The organism is Microbulbifer regidiadema (SeqCode), assembly GCF_052467605.1.
Genome location: NZ_CP174316.1, coordinates 1,729,376 through 1,747,436 on the forward strand (window position 1 = coordinate 1,729,376; position 18,061 = coordinate 1,747,436).

Below are 18,061 nucleotides of genomic sequence, written 5' to 3' on the forward strand. Positions count from 1 at the left end.
GAAGGAATAATTGGTAGAATAGCCTAGAACATCAATAAGGACACCCTGCTCCTTATTGATAAAGGTCCGTCAGTAGAGCTAGAACACAGACCTGATCTTTCCCTGAAGACACTATCAACTTAATAGGTTTATCAATCAGAAGAGGCTATACGCTAGCGCACTCGACACACTCTTAATGAAAGAAAAACTCCTCACATCTACTCTCACACACCAATTACAGTAGAATCAAATAAAGCTAACATGTATAAATAGCAACACCCCGGCCCGCTAAACTCCCAAGCCTTTGCTCCTGTACAAGAACACCACCACTCCAGAGGAAACTCACACTGCCCCTATAGCTTTTATGCCTAATGCATCGACCCAAAGGATCGTATTGATACTGAATCACTTCCTGAAACTGCTCCATACCCTTTTCCACTTTCAGCTTTTCCACTCGCATTAGTTGCTGACGGAAATTATAGTAGAATCGGGCCCTGCATGATTCTTCCCCACCCCTCAATTCCTTAACCAAATACCCCTGAAAATTATAACGGCCATCAACACCACAGGAAGAAACACAACCTCTTACATCCTCACCGGCAAGATCTCGATACTTAACCCCATATTTAAATTTAGTTTCAGAGGAAGTAAAAATATCGGGAAGAACAACAGAAGTTTTGGCGAACTGATATCCCCTACTATATTGACAATCACTCTTGAACATTAAGCTCAACTCATCCAAACGGGCATTAGTTAAGCCCTCAGGATTTTCAGGCAGTAAAGCTAAAGCATCACCTGAAAAATCATAGAATCTATGAAACCCCAAATTATCAGCTAACAGGCACAGAGCATCTTCGCCACAGCTGTCAAAATTCTTATGCTCCACTAGAGGATTTATATCCCCAACCACTGAATAATCACGCAAACCCTGAGCTTCACCAGAAGAGCTATATATACCCTCAAGAATTTCTCCACAGGGCAATGTAGTCGCAACAAGATTACCTGCCACATCGTATTGATAGCTGAGCTTATTAAAACCCTGCCACTCAGCTATAACGCGACCATTAACATCGTATTCCCAACGCAGCCTACACTGACTATTTTTAGCTTCGATCAACTGACCCCGACAATTATATCTAAAGCTGCTTACACCATCTGGAGCATTTTCTCTCAATAGACGACCTAGCAAATCTCTTTCAAAGTAGATATCTAATTCTACATCACTCTCTACATCAATAACTTTGCTCGACCTTACTAAATACCCTGCAGGATTATAAGTATAGCGAGTAGCACGACCATCAAAGCCCACTTCTTCAACAAGGCGGTTATTAAAATCATATTTTCGCTGATAGCATTCGCCTTTTTCATTCTTCAAGCCGATTAAGTTGCACTCTCCATCATAATAAAACTCCAGCCGACTGCCGTTAGAGTGTGTACGAGACCTTACTTGACCGAGCCCATCATAAGTGTACGTAGTACTTGTACCATCATCCTCTATAATTTCAACAAGCAGACCTTGAACGTTATAGATATATTGAGTACGCCTTCCATCGGGAGTTGAGACTATACAAACACGCCCCTGTTCATCGTACTTATAGCAAGTTTTCTTGTCTTGACTAGAGCGCACTATATTTAGAAGACTATCACTACCATATTGATAACAAATAGATCTTCCCAGAGAATCCTCAATCGCTGACAAGCGGCCTTCATCTTCCCAAAAATAGCGCGTAACATTACCTAGAGGATCAGTAACAGAATCAATCAAGCCCTCAGGGGTATAGGTGTAGTGCGTAGTATTGCCAAGGGGGTCTTCAATAGCTACAATTTTTCCATATTTATTGTAGCGACGCTGCCAACTGGAGCCTTCTGGGTCAGTGAGCTTACAGGGAAGTCCTGCACTACTGTACTCGATTTGATATCTATTTCCACCAGCATCCACTTTCTGTACTAGGCGGCCATCCTTATCGTATTGGTATATCTCTTCACGTAGGGCGTCACTCTCACTGGGCAGCTGCACCCTGGAAATCCTGCCCATATCGTTGTAACTATACAACGTTTCCCCACCTTCGCCATTACAGTAATAGGTGGGCAATCCTCGCTCATTAAAACAATAATGCGTTTGCCCTCCCCGGGTATCAATAATCGTTACTCTATAGCCATCTCCGCCCCAAATAAATTGGTAGTTACAGGTAGGTTTGCCGTCAATCGTATCTCCCCACTGCCGGACACATCGCGCAGAGGGGCCATCAGTATCCCACTCAAAGTAGAAACGATAACCAGTTTTTAAGGTCCGCTGTTTAATGTTATATTTTTGGTATTCATATTTTTCGCCACAGCCAGACCCGTCTACAGCTTTAATTAGTGAGCCTTCATCACTATACTCATAGTGAGCGATAAATTTAGTGCCACCATCTCGACCTATTCTTTTTAAGGCACCGATTCGAAAGCTTGCAGAACTTTCCTCTGCTGGACTTATATATAAATCCTCGCCAAAACTACTCTCAACTCTGATTAAACATTCATTACGGTAGTGGAGCTGGTAAAAGTTACCATAGCTATCACAAATTTTAGTAAGCCTTAGTGCACCCGTTTCCCCAGTAGCTTTAAAGTGCTTCTCTATTCCAGCGGAAACCCCGTAAGTCGTGATAACCCAATGTTCGTCATTTATCCTGGTGAGTGTTAATTGCTCAACAACATTATGGCTGCGAGAGCTATTTCCTGGTGCCGGCAAACTTATTACTCTACCTTCAGCATCAAAGAACAGTATCGTTTGACCCGGACGCCACACCAGGCGTTCACTTAATGTATGGGTCCACCCATATCCCAAACCAATATCCCTAGAGTTACTACTACGATATGTACGGGCTATCCGTAATGGTAGAGGTCCACTCAGCGCCACATCTGTCAAGGTAAAGCTAACCTCACCCGTTTTTAAATGAACTATCTCTCCAACTGTACAAGCGGTAGCGTTACTCTGACAGGTATCACCCGTATAATTTTCTCCTGCTTCACTACAACTCTTATCTGCCTCCTCTGAAAAATTTTTCGCCCGATTTATTCCTATAACTTGTGCACCCGAACTATAAAGCCTCCTGGGAGTTTGACTCTGCGGATTGCCACTTCCTAATAAATCAGATTTAACTGAAGCCTGGGAATTTTTTTTGCCATAGCGCTTTTGTATATTGGCTTGAGTACCCTTCCTGCCCGCTTTGCGCTCTGTTTTTTTAGCAAGCAATGTGCGCTGCCTTTTTAACCGGGCAAAATCAAACATCAAATCGCCAATATTTCTAAAGGCAGTAAGCAGGCGTGCACTCTTTGCACGGGAGACTGCTGTAACGTCCCCTTTAGTTAAAGCTGCAAGTGCTATTGTCAAGATAATTTCAAAAGTGCCGCTGGCAACTAGATCGGTAACTTTTAGGCTATAGCGTGTCTTGATATAATTCTGTGCAAAATGAAAGACGGCCCCTCGAAGTATGGAGTCACTATAGATAACCTCAGCGATATTAAAGCTCAGGCGAAGCTGTTTCCTGGAAACCGTATTCGGATTAAATCCTAATGCTGTGATCACTCCACGGAACACGGAGGTTACACACTCTCCGCCAGGCTCCTCTAGATTTTCTGCATACAATATATAGTCGATGACTTCTGTACTAAGTTCAAATGATTGACGCGCTGGACTCACCACCGCTGCAACCTCAGCAGCATCCTTAGTCCAAATAGATAGGCTCCATGCGGAACAACTTGGTACTTTTGTAATATTCGTTGCGGCAGCCTCCTTCACCTTACCGGAATCAGTTTTAACTACTGATTTGGTCAGGGGTTCGCCGACAGAATCTTGCAAGGTTACCTGTTGCAACCCTATGCGAATCCTGTTAGCCAGCTCCGCTTGTAAATCTGCCAAAACGGAGTACGGTAAAGGAGCTTCTTCGATCACGAGTCGGTGCTGTACTAACGCAAGGTAGATGGCCTTATCTCGCTCACAGAGATAGCCTGGGGCATCATTTTTCGGTGTGGATTGGCGTTCTGCCTGTCGAGAATCTGTATCTGACGTAGGAGTCTTATATAAGCCGAGATACTGGTCATATACTAGCTGGAGTGTTTTGCTATCAAACATACCCAGTACCTCGGTAGCATCAATCTGAGCTGAGGTCGTGTTTTTGCAGGTCCAGCCAGCACTTACTGTGTAACGGGTGCCTTGATAATTTTCGATAAAGAGCTGTATCAAAAGTTAAATCCTATCAACCACTGACCAACCGTTGTACGGTCATCAAACAACCGAATCCATCCAGGATTCCTAAAATATGATCTCAACTCCGTTATCACCACTCTGATTAAGGCTGTCCTCTCAAAAAAGGAAAGAAAACTTCGCTATAGCCACCCAGTGTCGGGGATAGGCAATAGTAGCGGATAAAAAATAGCCTAAACCTCTAGAGCATGGCTAAAAAGTACCAATCAGAATGTCACGTAGCTAGAATCACCAAGCCGAGCCCCTAGTTAGTACTTTTGTAACAAAACTAGTAATAACAGCCCCAAAACCAACAGATAATTTCACAATGCATCCACATTTAAAATCTTCTGCTGGATTTAAACTCAATAGATAAACTACTCAGTAGTCTCCAAACCATATTTCTCAAATATCAAATAGAATGCCCTGTAACCTGGCCCAAAATTTGGAGAAAGCTGACTTAGTTTAGTATTTCTTAGTAGGGAAAAGCGATGACAGTAAAGCACACAGAGAGCAATACAAATAAATTTGACTTCGATTAAGGTTTTAATCTCAATTCCAACCGACAGGAAGCGGGAAATTTTAACAAAGAAGCATCGCCTATCGAAAGAAATATAGGCGACCTAATCACCCCGACAAAACTACAAAAAGCACCCCCTGCAAATGAATGGTATCACAAAATCATACAAGGACCGATTCAATTCAGGTGGCGCCTTTCTTATACCAGCCGCATACTGTTTGCAAATTAAAGAAATCGGCAGGAGTATCCAGCCGACGTCTTAACTCATTAATTGTCAACCGTAAAGCTGCTCGACGTACCAGAATAGCTGGAAATTTTTCCGCCCCACCCACTCTTCCAGTTTCCATAATGCCTTATTCGATAAGTACCTGATGGCGTATCCCCTGCAATAAGCCACTGCCCTTCAGCAAAGGAGCAGGCCATACAATCAATAGCCGTATCCCGTGTCCAAATAAAATGTGTATTCAAATCATTATCAGTCAGGTAAGCCTCCCAACTACCATTAACTTTACGCTGTACCTCAATAAAAGTTTCCTCAGTTTTTAAGTCATTGCGCGGATGGCCAGAACGAAAGGTAACTGAGACCGTATCGCCAATACGATAATTGTTATCCACGTCATCCCATACCTGCCCAAAGGACTCCCAGAGGCGCTTATCATCATAAACAACCCCTATAACATTAATAATTTGATCATCGGATAGATCTTCAGGTATGGGCCCCGCAGCGACATCTACACCGTTGATCATGGCATAAGACATTTCGGTATATATCTGCCGATAAGCGGCAAGTGTATTCGGGCCATAAATCGTATGCGCTCCCTCATAATGCTGCATATCGAACTCTTCATGAGTCGTTATATAGCCGGTATAGGCATTTGCTAAACCGGTTAGCACCACAGCGGTGACACCACTCTGTGCAAAAGCCGATAAAACATCCGCCTGAAGACGCCGCCCAGCCATAGTTGTCATTTCACCCGGAACTGCTATTAGAGCGAGAGACCCTATACGGAATAGTTGAAAGGGTAGATACGGCGTATAGAGCGCCTGCCCGACTACTTTACGCTCTACAAATGTAGGCTTTGGGTACTGACAGGGGTCATCTTGAGTATCCTCATATACCGCAGCAGCAGAGAAGGCACTCATTAGGCCAAAAAGGGGGTAACCATGAATTACTGATTCGAATAAACCAACACTCCTATCCCAGTCCACCCCCTCATTTTCTATAGACATCCCTTCAAAGATACCACCAATTTCGCTGGGACCATCCCATGAGGAGCCAGCGGTAAATGACCAGCCGACCGCACCTTCACAGATATCCTGCTGTCCCTCACCGGTAAACTCATCCGCTACGGTATAGCCAGGAAAATAGATATGTTGATGACGGTAATCCAAGCCGCCCTCAAGCTTCAGCGACGACGACTGGTAAAGTAACTGCGCCTTGGCAACCTGTTTTTCCGCAGCTAAGAGTAAACTATCATATTCAGTGTTTCCACAGCCATCCCTGGGACCGCAGATATTGGGAGAAGCATCTCCTAAATTACTATTGGCAAATGCTGCGATAAATTTACTAGCGGCGCCCTGCCCAACAGCCCAGGCCTCAAATAACTGACTTGCCGCACCTTTATGATCAGCACTAATTTGGCGCTGATCTTTACCTAGAGAAACATTGTGTACCGCAAACCAGTTAATAACCCCCAAAGCCTTGTTGTTAGCATTAACTAACTTGAGTTGAGTCATTGTTTTATTGGTATCGTATTGATAGCTACCAGCGTCGGCATTTTCAGTATAAGGCTCCGGGTTCCGATTAACACTGGCATTTAGGAGAGTTCCCTGCTCCACAAAAATATCACCCGAAGCCAATCCATTATTCGCTTCCACAATTGACTGGAAGATACCATCGACAATAATCTTATAGTTATCTCCGGCATATCCTAGGGTACTCATATTCAACATAACATAATGATCATAACCACCGGGGCCAACGTGGGTATGAGTGGCAGTTAGCATGACATTTTTTTCAGTATACCGACTATTACCAAATCGGCTCTTTAACTTTTCAATGACCCCCTGCTTCACACCCTGAGGAATACCCTGTAGATCTGCCGATACAAATACTAAACGCTTACTGTCAGTATTATCAGCAATAACAAATGCCCGCGACCACAAGCGTGTATGGATACCTTTTGTCGTTTGATCCACATCCCCATAACCTACCATCCCAACATCAGCTGCCGGTCCAGTAATATCATACTTACCCACCCCAACAAGCCATTGCGGCGAGCTTGCAACACTAGGCACCCAAACAATCAGCATAGAAATAAGGAGGAAATTTCTCATTATTTTTTTCATTTTTTTCTCCAGGATTTTTACGCACAGAAGCACACCCACCACTTCACAGGCGTAAAGAATTGTAGTTTTGCTAAAATTAACAACTGAATAGACTGCCGCCGAACGATACGACAACACCCCATTAGACATTAAGCCAATTTGATTCTTGGCTTTTATTATTCCAGCCTGAAAAGTAGCTTTATTATTTTCAGCAACACCTCAAGCAGCCACGATCCCCAACGCACCCAAACTTGTAAGGCAGCTCTAGCACGCACAGCCAGCATACCCCATTTACCTACACTTGGTACCATCCATAGCGCTAAGGCCCGCCATATTCCCATTATGTTTCGAAATTAAAAGTTATTAGCTTTATCTTCTTATTAAATATGGAAAATCCATCCGCAACAACACCAAGCCAAATAAGCAGCCCACGAGATCAAAAGAAGGTAAGGCAAACCACTTTGCAATCACTAAAAATCATTGCCTAATGACTTTCTACAGCCCCTAACCCCAGCCAATGATTTATCATAAAACTGACAACTCACCCTCAAACAAGACAATAAGAAACCATTTTGTTCAAAGCTAACAAACAGGTTAGCCATATAAAACAGGAATAGGTGAAATTGGCATTTAAATCTGACACAGATATCGAAGAGCTTTTTAGATTGAAACACCTGACAAGACAGCCTATACAAATAAAAAGACTGCCTATATCCAAAGCAATATAAAGTATTACACGAGAAAGCTGAAAATCTCGCTGAAAACTCCGCAATATTTCTATGGGGCTTTCAGCGTAGCTCAAGTTCTGCGCTGTAGCTCTTGATACCCCCAGAGAGACTCACCAAAATACACGCCTTGACTGTAAATACTCTGCCCCCAGAGTTATGCTGAATAATTCAAGGATTTTCCAGATCAGTTCTTAATAAGACTGACAAATTGCTCGCGGTACTTTACCCACATTGCCTCCCCGGAAAAATGGCTAAAATCGACCTGCTGTAATTTACGCCCCGCCACTAATGACTGATATAGAGACTCCAGTTTTTGTACAGCATCATCGGAACTTGAGTAGCGCAAACCTTCTGGGTAGAACTCCGGGTAGCACTGCTCATCGGGTACTATAGGTGTTGCACCGAGAATAGCCGCCTCCATTACTGCCAGTCCCTGGAATTCATGGTAAGCCGTTGATAAAAATATATGGCTATGTCGCAGTATTTGACGATAACTTTCAGTACTTTCGACAAACCCAAGCACCAATAAGTGCTCAGAGAATTCTCGTTGTATCTGCGCAAATTCAGCCGGACTATTGCGGAATGACTGTCCCATCAAATTGACAAGAAACTTAACCTTTTTGTCCTTCAAGCCCCGAAGGATATGAAGTAGTCGATCGGCTCCCTTATCATACTCCCAACGAGCGGCCCAGCTTATAATCAAAGTATCTTTACTTATATCCCTCTGCTCATTCCTCTTTGAATGGCATTTCCATAAAAACTCCTCTTCTGGAGCTGTAATATTGAATACGATATCTTCCAGTGGTACCGGAATTACCCGTGACTTTTCTTCTATCTCCGCACAAATACCTGGCGGGACACAATCAGGAAAGCGTTTCAGTAATTTTGCAGCGCCATCTATCAAAGTGCGGCGGTTGTATTCTGAGTTGAACAGCAACCGATCGCCGGCCAGAGCTGTATAGATATTAAGCAGCTGAGGTTCTACCGATCGAAAGGCGTCAGAGCTCACCGGGTAGGCAAACTGATTCTCGTGAAAATACACAATGGTGGGCACCCCCACAATCTCAGGTACCAAGCCGCGCAGAGCGCTCAGGTCTGTCATTGATGTGGTAACAATCAAGTCCCAGCCCTGCTTCAATATTTTTGCAGCGTCTCCCCTGGCCCAAGAAAGGCTATTTCCACGAATACGCCAACTGAAATAACGCGGCGGCAGGGTGAGTAGGGTCCATTGCCACTTGGGAAAAGCCGCCACCAAGCCTTTGCGCCAGCGCTTGTGGCTATCTGCATCATAAGCAGAGAGTAGTAAAACTTTCATCAAATCGTAATAAGAAAAGGATAGCGCCCGTAACCAAAGCTGATCCCGGGGCTATCTTATAGAAGGGACTAGTTGAAGGGGCGCACATTCATTAAACGTGCAAACAAGCTGGAGGTATCCCAGCGCGAACCACCGATCGCTTGAACTTCACTGTAAAATTGATCGACGAGGGCCGTAACTGGCAGCAGAGCCCCGTTGTGTTGCGCCTCCTCTAATACGATCGACAAATCCTTGCGCATCCAATCCACAGCAAAGCCGTGGTCGTACTCTCCAGCTAGCATGGTTTTCGAGCGGTTTTCCATCTGCCAGCTCTGCGCTGCCCCTTTGGAGATTACATCGACGACTTGCTCTGCATCCAAGCCAGCCGCTTTCGCAAAATGCAATCCCTCAGCGAGCCCCTGGACAACCCCGGCTATACAGATTTGATTAACCATCTTGCATAGCTGGCCAGCACCTACAGGCCCCATCAGGCTTATCGCCCGCGCATAGCTCTCAATCAGTGGCAGCACCTTGTCGAAGCTTGCCTGCTCTCCACCAACCATAACCGTTAAAACACCGTTTTCCGCGCCAGCCTGACCTCCGGAGACAGGTGCATCCAGGAAGGCAAGGCCCTTTTCATCGGCAGCAGCTGCCAGTTCGCGGGCGACATTTGCAGAAGCTGTTGTATGGTCTACCAGCAGAGTTCCTTTTGTCATGGTGGCGAAAGCACCCTGCTCTCCTGCTACGACCTGGCGAAGATCATTATCATTACCAACACAGACAAAAACGACCTCTGCCCCTTTTGCCGCTTCCGCAGGTGTTGAAAAGCTCTCACCATCATATTCTTGTAGCCATTGATCCGCGCGGCTGACCGTGCGATTGTAAATTCGCACCATATGACCCGCACTGGAAAGGTGACCTGCCATGGGGTATCCCATTACCCCCAAGCCAATAAATGCCACTGTTGCCATTTTCTCTACCCCCATATCATCCAAATAAGCACCACACCGAGAGCCAGGCGATAAATCGCAAAAGGTGCCATCCCAATGCGGCTAATAAATTGTAGGAAAAAGTGAATACACAAATAAGCGCTAATACACGATAAAACTGTGCCCAGCAGCAGATCATTCCACGGCACGCTTTCATGAGCAAGCAACTCAAATGTCAACAAAATAGCACTGAGCGTGATAACCGGAATAGACATTAGGAATGAAAAGCGTGCAGCAGCTTCCCGCTTCATTCCGAGCATTAAGCCCGCAGTCATTGTAATGCCGGAGCGGGAAGTACCAGGAATCAGGGCCAGCACTTGCGACAAACCGATCAACAGGGCCTTCTTCCAGTTTAACTGGGCGAGAGACTCCACTCTGCGCCCCTTCACATCTGCCCACCACAGTAAAATACCAAAACCAATAGTGGTTATTGCGATAACCCCTGCGGAGCGCAAGTGAGTTTCAATAAAGCCCTTAAATAGCAACCCAATCAGCCCCACAGGAATTGTGGCGAGAACAATCAGCCAGGCCAACCGCCCTTCATCACTAAACTGCCTATCCGTAAAACCACCAAGGCCATCCCTAAGCAGCACCCAAATATCTTTGCGAAAATAGAATACTACTGCCAATAAAGAGCCAAAATGAACAGCCACATCGAAAGCCAGGCCCTGATCTTGCCAACCCAATATCTCGGAGGGCAAGATCAAATGCGCAGAACTGGAAATGGGAAGGAATTCTGTCAATCCCTGAATCAGGGACAGTATTACTATCTGAAATGTTTCCATGTGCTATTGAGAGCGAATTTTCTGTCGTTTTTTCCAAGTGACTTCATTGCGCAAATAAACAGGCTCAAGCGCTTCAGCGGTGACGGTTTTACCCTGTTCCCACAATGGAGCTGCCAGTTGCACAATATCCCGAGCGTGAATAAGGCTGCCCTGATCAACCGATACCAACGGCGCCGCCGCAAAGGCCTCGTAGTGTAACCCCGGGCCCGCAGCATAAAGCGGAGTAGAAATATCTGATTGCTCTAGAGACAACAGAACCTCTTCTGGGTTCTGTACAGCTTCCGGTATCAAGCTGTCGCAGGGTGACTCAGAGGAGTAGACCCCCCAATAAACTTGCTGCATACGGGCATCCAGCATCGCCACCACAGGAGACTGCCCCCATTCCGGATGTGCGCGTCGAGCTCCAAGGGCGAGAGCGGCGAGACTGGAAACCGGTATAACCGGCAGGTCGCAGGCATAGGCCAACCCCTGCACGCTACTAATTGCAATACGGAGGCCGGTAAATGACCCCGGCCCTCGACTGACGGCAAGAGCATCCAAATCTGCCAGTTTTATGCCAGCTTCTGCGAGGACTTCATCCACCATAGGCAAAAGGCGACGGGTATGGTCACGCTCTGCTTGCACAAAGCGTTCGATCAACTGTCCATCAGACATGAGAGCCACTGAACAGGCTCCCGAAGTTGTATCCAGGGCAAGTATTTTCACAGCGTTCTTAAACCTGGTCATTAAAAGGGGGGGAATTGTGGCACGGGAGCAGAGGCGAGTCATGCCCAATATCGCAATCCACAACTAAAAAACCCCGGTACTAACCGGGGCTTCTAAAGAGAGAGCTTCGATTCACGACTGCGGGCCCCTCTGTGTAACTCTAGATGAGTTTCTTCAAGTGGCCTTCTTCGGTGGGCGACCTCGCCGGGCAGTACCCGCTTTCGGTGGGCGACCACGGCGGGCTGGTGCCTTCTTGGTAGCCGCTGCTGCGACAGCTTTCTTGGGGCGCCCGGCTCTTTTTGCCGGCTTAGCCTCTGCATCAGCCTTCTTTGGCCGCCCAGCTTTCTTCGCTGTGGTTTCGGCAACCTTTTTAGGGCGACCGGGCTTTTTCGCTGTAGGGGCCTCGGCTGCGGGTTTCTTCTTGGCCTTTTTGGCCTTCTGGGCTTCAGCTTTTAATTTGGCTTTAGCCTTCTTCTCTAAATCTTTGACTTTAGCCGCAGCTTTCTTTGCCGCCGCTTTTACCTTGGCTTCGGCCTTCTTCTCTGCGGCCTTCAGTTTCTTGGCATGTGCCTTTTCTTTGGTTTTCACCCAGCGCGCTTCAAACGCCTTGAGAGCGGCAGCCAACTCTTTATCCGCTTTACTGGAGAGACTCTCGGAGAGGCTTTCCACCTTTTCTTTTGCGGCCGCCTCAGCCAAACGTACGGCATCCATCGCCTTAGCTTTGGCGAGCCCCATCTTTGCCTCTGACAGCTTGGCACGCAAATCCTTTGCTTTGCTATTGGCATTGGCCAGCGAGGTTTTCGCTGTGGCTGAATTGCTTTTCTGTGCTCGCGCTTTTGCTTTAGCGACACGATCCATTTGCGCATCCAGCGAACTAGTCGCTGAATCTACCGCTTTCTGCGCTTTTGCGACCGCTGGCGACTCCTCGGTCGCACTAGCTGCGCGCTTCGCGCGTGTACCCTTTTTTACTCTTGCCATCCCTTGTCTCCTCGCTGAAAGAAGAAGTACATCCAAAAGTGTGCCAGCAGCATTGCTTTTTAGCTATCAAATAAAAACTGCAACCGGTTGTTTTTATTACTTATGCAGAGTGCCGCACCGCCTATTTCGATACAACTTTATCAAAGTTAATAAAAATACCCGGCATTGCAAGTAAAAAAGCGGAAAATGAGAAGCTTTTTATAAAAAAAGTATCTTTTTCTTATCAATTTCCGCTTTTGGGTCCCGTTTTAGCACTTTGGTAGAAATTATTTTGTCCCAGCGAGCTTAGCTTGCACAACTCCCGCAAGCGCCGTTATATGATCTTCGCGTAAATTTAATGCGGGAATATACCGGTAATCATTGCCTCCCGCCTCAATAAAGTTAGCGCGATTCTCTACCGAAATTTCTTCCAGGGTTTCCAGACAATCGGCAGAAAAAGCCGGACAAATTACATCGACACTGCTAACTCCAGAGCTGCCCCACTCAATCAGAGTCTTATCGGTGTAGGGCTGTAACCACTCCGCCTTGCCAAAACGCGACTGGAAAGTAACTTGCCACTTATCCCGCTCAATTTGCAACTCTTGCGCTAGCAGTTGCGCGGTCTCCATACAGTGGCGGTAATAGGGATCGCCCTTGTTGACATTGGCTTTGGGGATGCCGTGAAATGAGAGTAACAGCTTTTCTGCTGGCCCGACTTTTTGCCAGTGCTCTCTCACTGAATTGGCCAGGGATTTTATATAAAGCGGATTTTGATAATAATCTCGAATCAGGGAGATATCCGGAATATCGCGACTATTGCGAAAAATCTGCGCCACCTGATCATAAATTGCTGCGGTTGTGGTCGCCGAATACTGGGGGTATAGAGGAAGAACCACAAAAGATTCAAAGCCCTTCTCGCGCAGGGCTGCTATCGTCTTGTCGAGCCGGGGCTCGCCATAAGTCATGGCATATTCAACCGCGACATCATAGCCCTGTGCCTGCAAATGCTTCTGTAACAGCTCTGCTTGCTGCTGCGTGTAGTAAAGAAGTGGTGACCCTTCCACTTTTGCTTCATCAGCACTCCCATTCCATATCTCCTTGTATGCCGGCGCAATACGTTGCGGGCGAAAAGGCAACACCAAGCAGTTCAAAATGGTCAACCAGATGGGTCTCGGTATCTCGACAACCCGAGGGTCTGAAAGGAATTCCCGTAAAAAACTTCTCACCGCCGAAGGTGTGGGCTCAGCAGGGGTGCCCAAATTCATCAAAACTATCGCCGTAGACATAAACCGTCCCGTTAAAATCTTATCCCTTCAAGAAGACCTGCCAGCTATTAGGCAGCTAAGAGCGCATACCGCCAGAGCAGCGCCGCTGCGATCAACTCGCCCCCAATTGCTACAGAAGATACAAAAAAGCCCCCAAATGGGGGCTTTTGAAAAGCATTACTGGCGATCTCAGCTGAGAGCTTCCAATACCTTCTCGCGAATCTCATCCATGTTGCCAACCCCCATTACCTTGCTGTACTTAGGAGCCGCCTCAGGAGAGCGCGCTTGCAGCTCGCGGTAGTAACCCACCAGCGGTGCAGTCTGCTCGTGATAGACCGCCAAACGGTTGCGTACGGTCTCTTCCGTGTCATCGGTACGCTGAATCAGAGCCTCACCAGTCACATCATCGACACCCTCAGTCTTGGGCGGATTGTAAACCACATGGTAGACACGGCCGGAGTTTTCGTGAACTCGGCGACCGGAAAGGCGCTTTACGATTTCTTCATCGTCGACAGCGATTTCCAGAACGTGGTCAATGTGGACATCGGCTTCCAGCAGGGCTTCGGCCTGGGGAATAGTGCGAGGGAAACCATCGAACAGGAAACCTTTTGCACAGTCTTCCTGGGCGATACGCTCTTTAACCAGCGCAATGATCAGGTCGTCAGAAACCAGTTTTCCTGCGTCCATAACATCCTTGGCCTGTAGGCCAAGAGGGGTACCCGCCTTCACCGCAGCGCGAAGCATATCGCCGGTGGAGATCTGCGGAATGCCGAACTTCTCTGTTATGAATTGAGCCTGAGTGCCCTTGCCGGCCCCCGGCGCGCCCAAGAGAATAATTCGCATGTTCAGTAAGCCTCCAATACTTTCGACGAACCAAAAGCCGCCGCGCTAAAAGAGCGCTACCTTACACTCAGACCTCAGATTGGGCAAGATTGCCACCGGTACTCCCTGCACTGATACAAACCAGGGAGCCTCCGAACAATTCCGCAATATCTCTGCGGGCCTTGCCGGCGGTAGATGTTAGGCGCAGCTCGCCGCGAATGGCCGCGCCCTTTGCCGAAGCTGCAACACACTTCAGGGCCCACCCTATGGGGCTTTGTAGAGCGATTCACACTCTGCGCATCGCTGGGTGGTTCAGAGGCGCCCGGGAAGTGACGCCATGGATGGGCTCGCCAAGCCTTTAGCTTTCCGCCCCGGGGGGACGCTGCCCCTTGGCCATATCCCAAAGTCGATTCAATTCTTCCAGCGTCGCCTCTGACACCTGCCGCCCTTCACCTTGCAAGCGGGCCTCAACAAAGCCAAAGCGCTGCTCAAACTTCCTACTACTGCCTCGCAGAGCGGCCTCTGGGTCAACCTTCAAGTGTCGGGATGTATTCACACAGGAAAACAGCAAGTCTCCCAACTCCTCCTTTGCGTGCTCAGTATCCCCTCTCGCCAGGGCCTCCCTCAGCTCGGCAACCTCCTCCTCTATCTTATCGAGGGTACCGGCGATATCGGGCCAGTCAAAACCGACTCGAGCGGCGCGCTTCTGCAATTTGGCTGCACGCGTCAATGCGGGCAGCCCTGTCGCGACCCCTGCCAGAGTGCCGGAATCTCCCTTAGCTGTGCGCTCAGCCTGTTTAATCGCCTCCCAGTTCCGCTTTACTTCGGCTTCATCCAGAGCCCCAGCAGAGCGACTGCCGTACAGGGTTCCACTCGGGAAGACATGGGGATGCCTGCGCACTAACTTGCGCACCAGAGTGTCGACAATCCGGGAGAAATCAAAATAGCCTTTCTCACGCCCTAGCTGAGCATAAAAAATAACCTGGAAGAGAAGGTCCCCGAGCTCTTCGTGCAGATGCTCAAAGTCCTCCTGTTCAATAGCCTCTGCAACTTCGTAGGCCTCTTCAATCGTCGAGGGAACAATACTGGCAAAGTCCTGTTTCAGATCCCAAGGGCAACCGCCATCGGGGTTGCGCAGTTGAGCCATCAGGTGGAGTAGGTCCTCCACAGAGTAATTCTGTTCCACTTTTTTCCCTATTCAGCGCAAAATTCGCCGCTTTGCCGATGCTACATTGGGAAGTTGATTAATCCGGTGTAACACCTGGCTCAACTCTTCAAAGTTGTGAATCTCAGCGGTCACAATCATTTCTACAGTATGCTTATTCTTATTAGAGCGGGTTTGCATAGCGGTAATATTAATTTTCTGGCTATCCAGCATCACGGTGACATCCCGCAACAACCCCTGGCGATCGTAGGCTTCGATCACAATTTCAACCGCATAGAGTTCACGGGGCTTCTCTGCCCAACTGACCTGAAGCACTCTTTCAGACTCTTCAACCTGCATGCGCAGCATATTTGCGCAGTCTTTGCGGTGAATAGAGACTCCGCGCCCCAGGGTGATATAGCCCATAATTTCATCGCCCGGAACCGGATTACAGCAACCGGCAATATGGGTGAGTAAATTCCCCACACCGTCGATATAGACATCTGCCTTGCCCTCCCCCCGGGCAACTGGGGCCGTCAGCGATGGCACCCGGGGGACATTGTCTACCTTCACCATCCGCTGGGCAGCATTGAGCACCTGCCCCACGCCGATATCACCGGCACCCACCGCTGCGTAGAGGTCCTCCAGTGAGTGCATATTGAGCTTGGCCGCCAACTTCTCAAAATCGAAGTCATTCAGCGCGAGCTGCTTAAACTCCCTATCCAGTATGCTGCGCCCATCGGCGATATTCTGGTCCCGCGCCTGCTGTTTAAACCAGTGGATAATCTTGGCTCTGGCGCGGGAGGTCGTAATATAGGCCATACCCGAGGAGAGCCAATCGCGGCTGGGAGCTTCGAGTTTCCCCGTCAAGATCTCCACCTGATTGGCGGTTTCCAGCTGATAGTTGAGCGGCACTATTCTTCCATCTACTTTAGCCCCACGGCAGCGGTGGCCAATTTCCGTATGAATTTTGTAGGCAAAATCTAATGGCGTTGCCCCCCGAGGCAGATCGACAACGTGGCCTCCCGGGGTAAATACATAGATGCGGGAATCCGCTTCGCTGGAGCGCAGATCATCTTGCAGGGGATTCCCCCCCACCTCTTCATGCCAATCGAGCACCTGCCGCAACCAGGATATCTTTTGCTCGTAGCTATCTTTATTTTCGCTCTTGAGGTCGGTGCCCTTGTAGCGCCAGTGAGCACAAACACCGTACTCCGCCTCCTCGTGCATGGCGAAAGTTCGAATCTGGACCTCGAGCACCTTGCGCTCAGGGCCGATCACTGCCGTGTGCAGTGAGCGGTAGCCGTTTTCTTTAGGTGAGGCGATATAATCGTCAAATTCATTGGGTATATTGCGCCAGAGGTTGTGCACTATCCCCAAAACGGCATAGCAATCCCTTACCGTGGGAACAAGAATACGCACCGCACGGATATCATAGACTTGGGAAAAGCCAATATTTTTGCGGCGCATTTTCCGCCAGATACTGTAGATATGCTTCGCCCGCCCGTAGACATCCCCCTCTATATGAGCGCGTTCAAGCTCGGAGCGCAATAACTCCAGTACCTCGTCAATATACTGCTGCCGAGCCAGTCTTTTCTCATCCAGCAAACGGGCAATTTGCTTGTAATCTTCAGGCTCAAGGTAGCGAAATGACAGGTCCTCCAGCTCCCACTTGATATGGCCAATACCCAGGCGGTGGGCAAGGGGCGCATAAACATCGGCCACTTCCCGGGCAACTCTCTGGCGCTTTGTCGGCTCCGAGTTTTTAGCCGCGCGAATCGCACAGGTGCGCTCGGCAAGCTTGATCAGGGCCACGCGCACATCGTCGACTAATGCCACCAGCATGCGTCGGATATTCTCCGAGTGCTCTTCTACAGCACCGCTGGTATTTTCTTCGCTGGTATCCGCACTGCGACTGCGGATTGCCGCCATACGCAAAACACCGCCGATCAACTTGGCGACACGTTCACCAAATTCTTTTTCCACAGTGGTTAGCGATAGGCGTTTTTCGCGCACAGCCCGGTACAAGACTGCTGCAACAAGAGCCTCTGAGTCGATCTGTAAGTCGGCGAGTATCTCAGCCATCTCCAGGCCGGTGGCAAAACTGCTCGCCCCCTCTGCCCAGATATTTTCCGCCTCAATAGCGCGCTGCTCTGCCTCTGCACTCACCTCAGCTGCGTGTCGCAAAGTCACGATTGCAGAGCCGTCCAGGCCCGCAAGTTTCTGTACGTGGCGCAACCAGGATTCAAGGTCGAGTTCACCTTCGCCACCGAAGGAGTGGTGTTTTCTTACTTGAACCATCTTTTAACAGGAGTCATCT

The 18,061-nt window shown here is 48.3% G+C and carries 11 protein-coding genes; all 11 read right to left on the bottom strand.

What is annotated here, in order from left to right; all coding sequences use genetic code 11:
- Positions 1–235: 235 nt before the first annotated feature.
- The gene (locus tag ACJJIF_RS08235; protein ID WP_444931738.1) at positions 236–4,204 is read right to left on the bottom strand and encodes a DUF6531 domain-containing protein; all 3,969 of its coding nucleotides are present in this window, start codon (positions 4,202–4,204) and stop codon (positions 236–238) included.
- Positions 4,205–4,991: 787 nt separating this feature from the next.
- Positions 4,992–7,202: a neutral/alkaline ceramidase gene (locus ACJJIF_RS08240; protein ID WP_444931739.1), complete on the bottom strand. Its 2,211-nt coding sequence runs from the start codon at positions 7,200–7,202 to the stop codon at positions 4,992–4,994.
- 762 nt (positions 7,203–7,964) lie between these two features.
- The gene (locus ACJJIF_RS08245) at positions 7,965–9,095 is read right to left on the bottom strand and encodes a tRNA-queuosine alpha-mannosyltransferase domain-containing protein (RefSeq protein WP_444931740.1); all 1,131 of its coding nucleotides are present in this window, start codon (positions 9,093–9,095) and stop codon (positions 7,965–7,967) included.
- 68 nt (positions 9,096–9,163) lie between these two features.
- On the bottom strand, positions 9,164–10,045 hold the full coding sequence (locus ACJJIF_RS08250; protein WP_444931741.1) for an NAD(P)-dependent oxidoreductase: 882 nt from the start codon (positions 10,043–10,045) through the stop codon (positions 9,164–9,166).
- 5 nt (positions 10,046–10,050) lie between these two features.
- A complete protein-coding gene (locus ACJJIF_RS08255; protein WP_444931742.1) occupies positions 10,051–10,848 on the bottom strand; it encodes an undecaprenyl-diphosphate phosphatase in 798 nt (265 codons plus the stop codon).
- A gap of 3 nt (positions 10,849–10,851) precedes the next feature.
- Positions 10,852–11,616, bottom strand: a complete 765-nt coding sequence (gene tsaB / locus ACJJIF_RS08260) for a tRNA (adenosine(37)-N6)-threonylcarbamoyltransferase complex dimerization subunit type 1 TsaB (protein WP_444931743.1) — start codon at positions 11,614–11,616, stop codon at positions 10,852–10,854.
- A 111-nt stretch (positions 11,617–11,727) separates the two neighbouring features.
- Complete coding sequence (locus tag ACJJIF_RS08265) at positions 11,728–12,531, bottom strand: hypothetical protein (RefSeq protein WP_444931744.1); 804 nt, start codon at positions 12,529–12,531, stop codon at positions 11,728–11,730.
- A 266-nt stretch (positions 12,532–12,797) separates the two neighbouring features.
- On the bottom strand, positions 12,798–13,796 hold the full coding sequence (gene hemH, locus ACJJIF_RS08270) for a ferrochelatase (RefSeq protein WP_444931745.1): 999 nt from the start codon (positions 13,794–13,796) through the stop codon (positions 12,798–12,800).
- Between the two features lie 168 nt (positions 13,797–13,964).
- Positions 13,965–14,618, bottom strand: a complete 654-nt coding sequence (gene adk, locus ACJJIF_RS08275; RefSeq protein WP_444931746.1) for an adenylate kinase — start codon at positions 14,616–14,618, stop codon at positions 13,965–13,967.
- Positions 14,619–14,955: 337 nt separating this feature from the next.
- Complete coding sequence (gene mazG, locus ACJJIF_RS08280) at positions 14,956–15,783, bottom strand: nucleoside triphosphate pyrophosphohydrolase (RefSeq protein ID WP_444931747.1); 828 nt, start codon at positions 15,781–15,783, stop codon at positions 14,956–14,958.
- 12 nt (positions 15,784–15,795) lie between these two features.
- Positions 15,796–18,042 (bottom strand): GTP diphosphokinase, encoded by a 2,247-nt coding sequence (gene relA / locus ACJJIF_RS08285; protein ID WP_444931748.1) that lies wholly within the window; start codon positions 18,040–18,042, stop codon positions 15,796–15,798.
- Positions 18,043–18,061 lie beyond the last annotated feature (19 nt).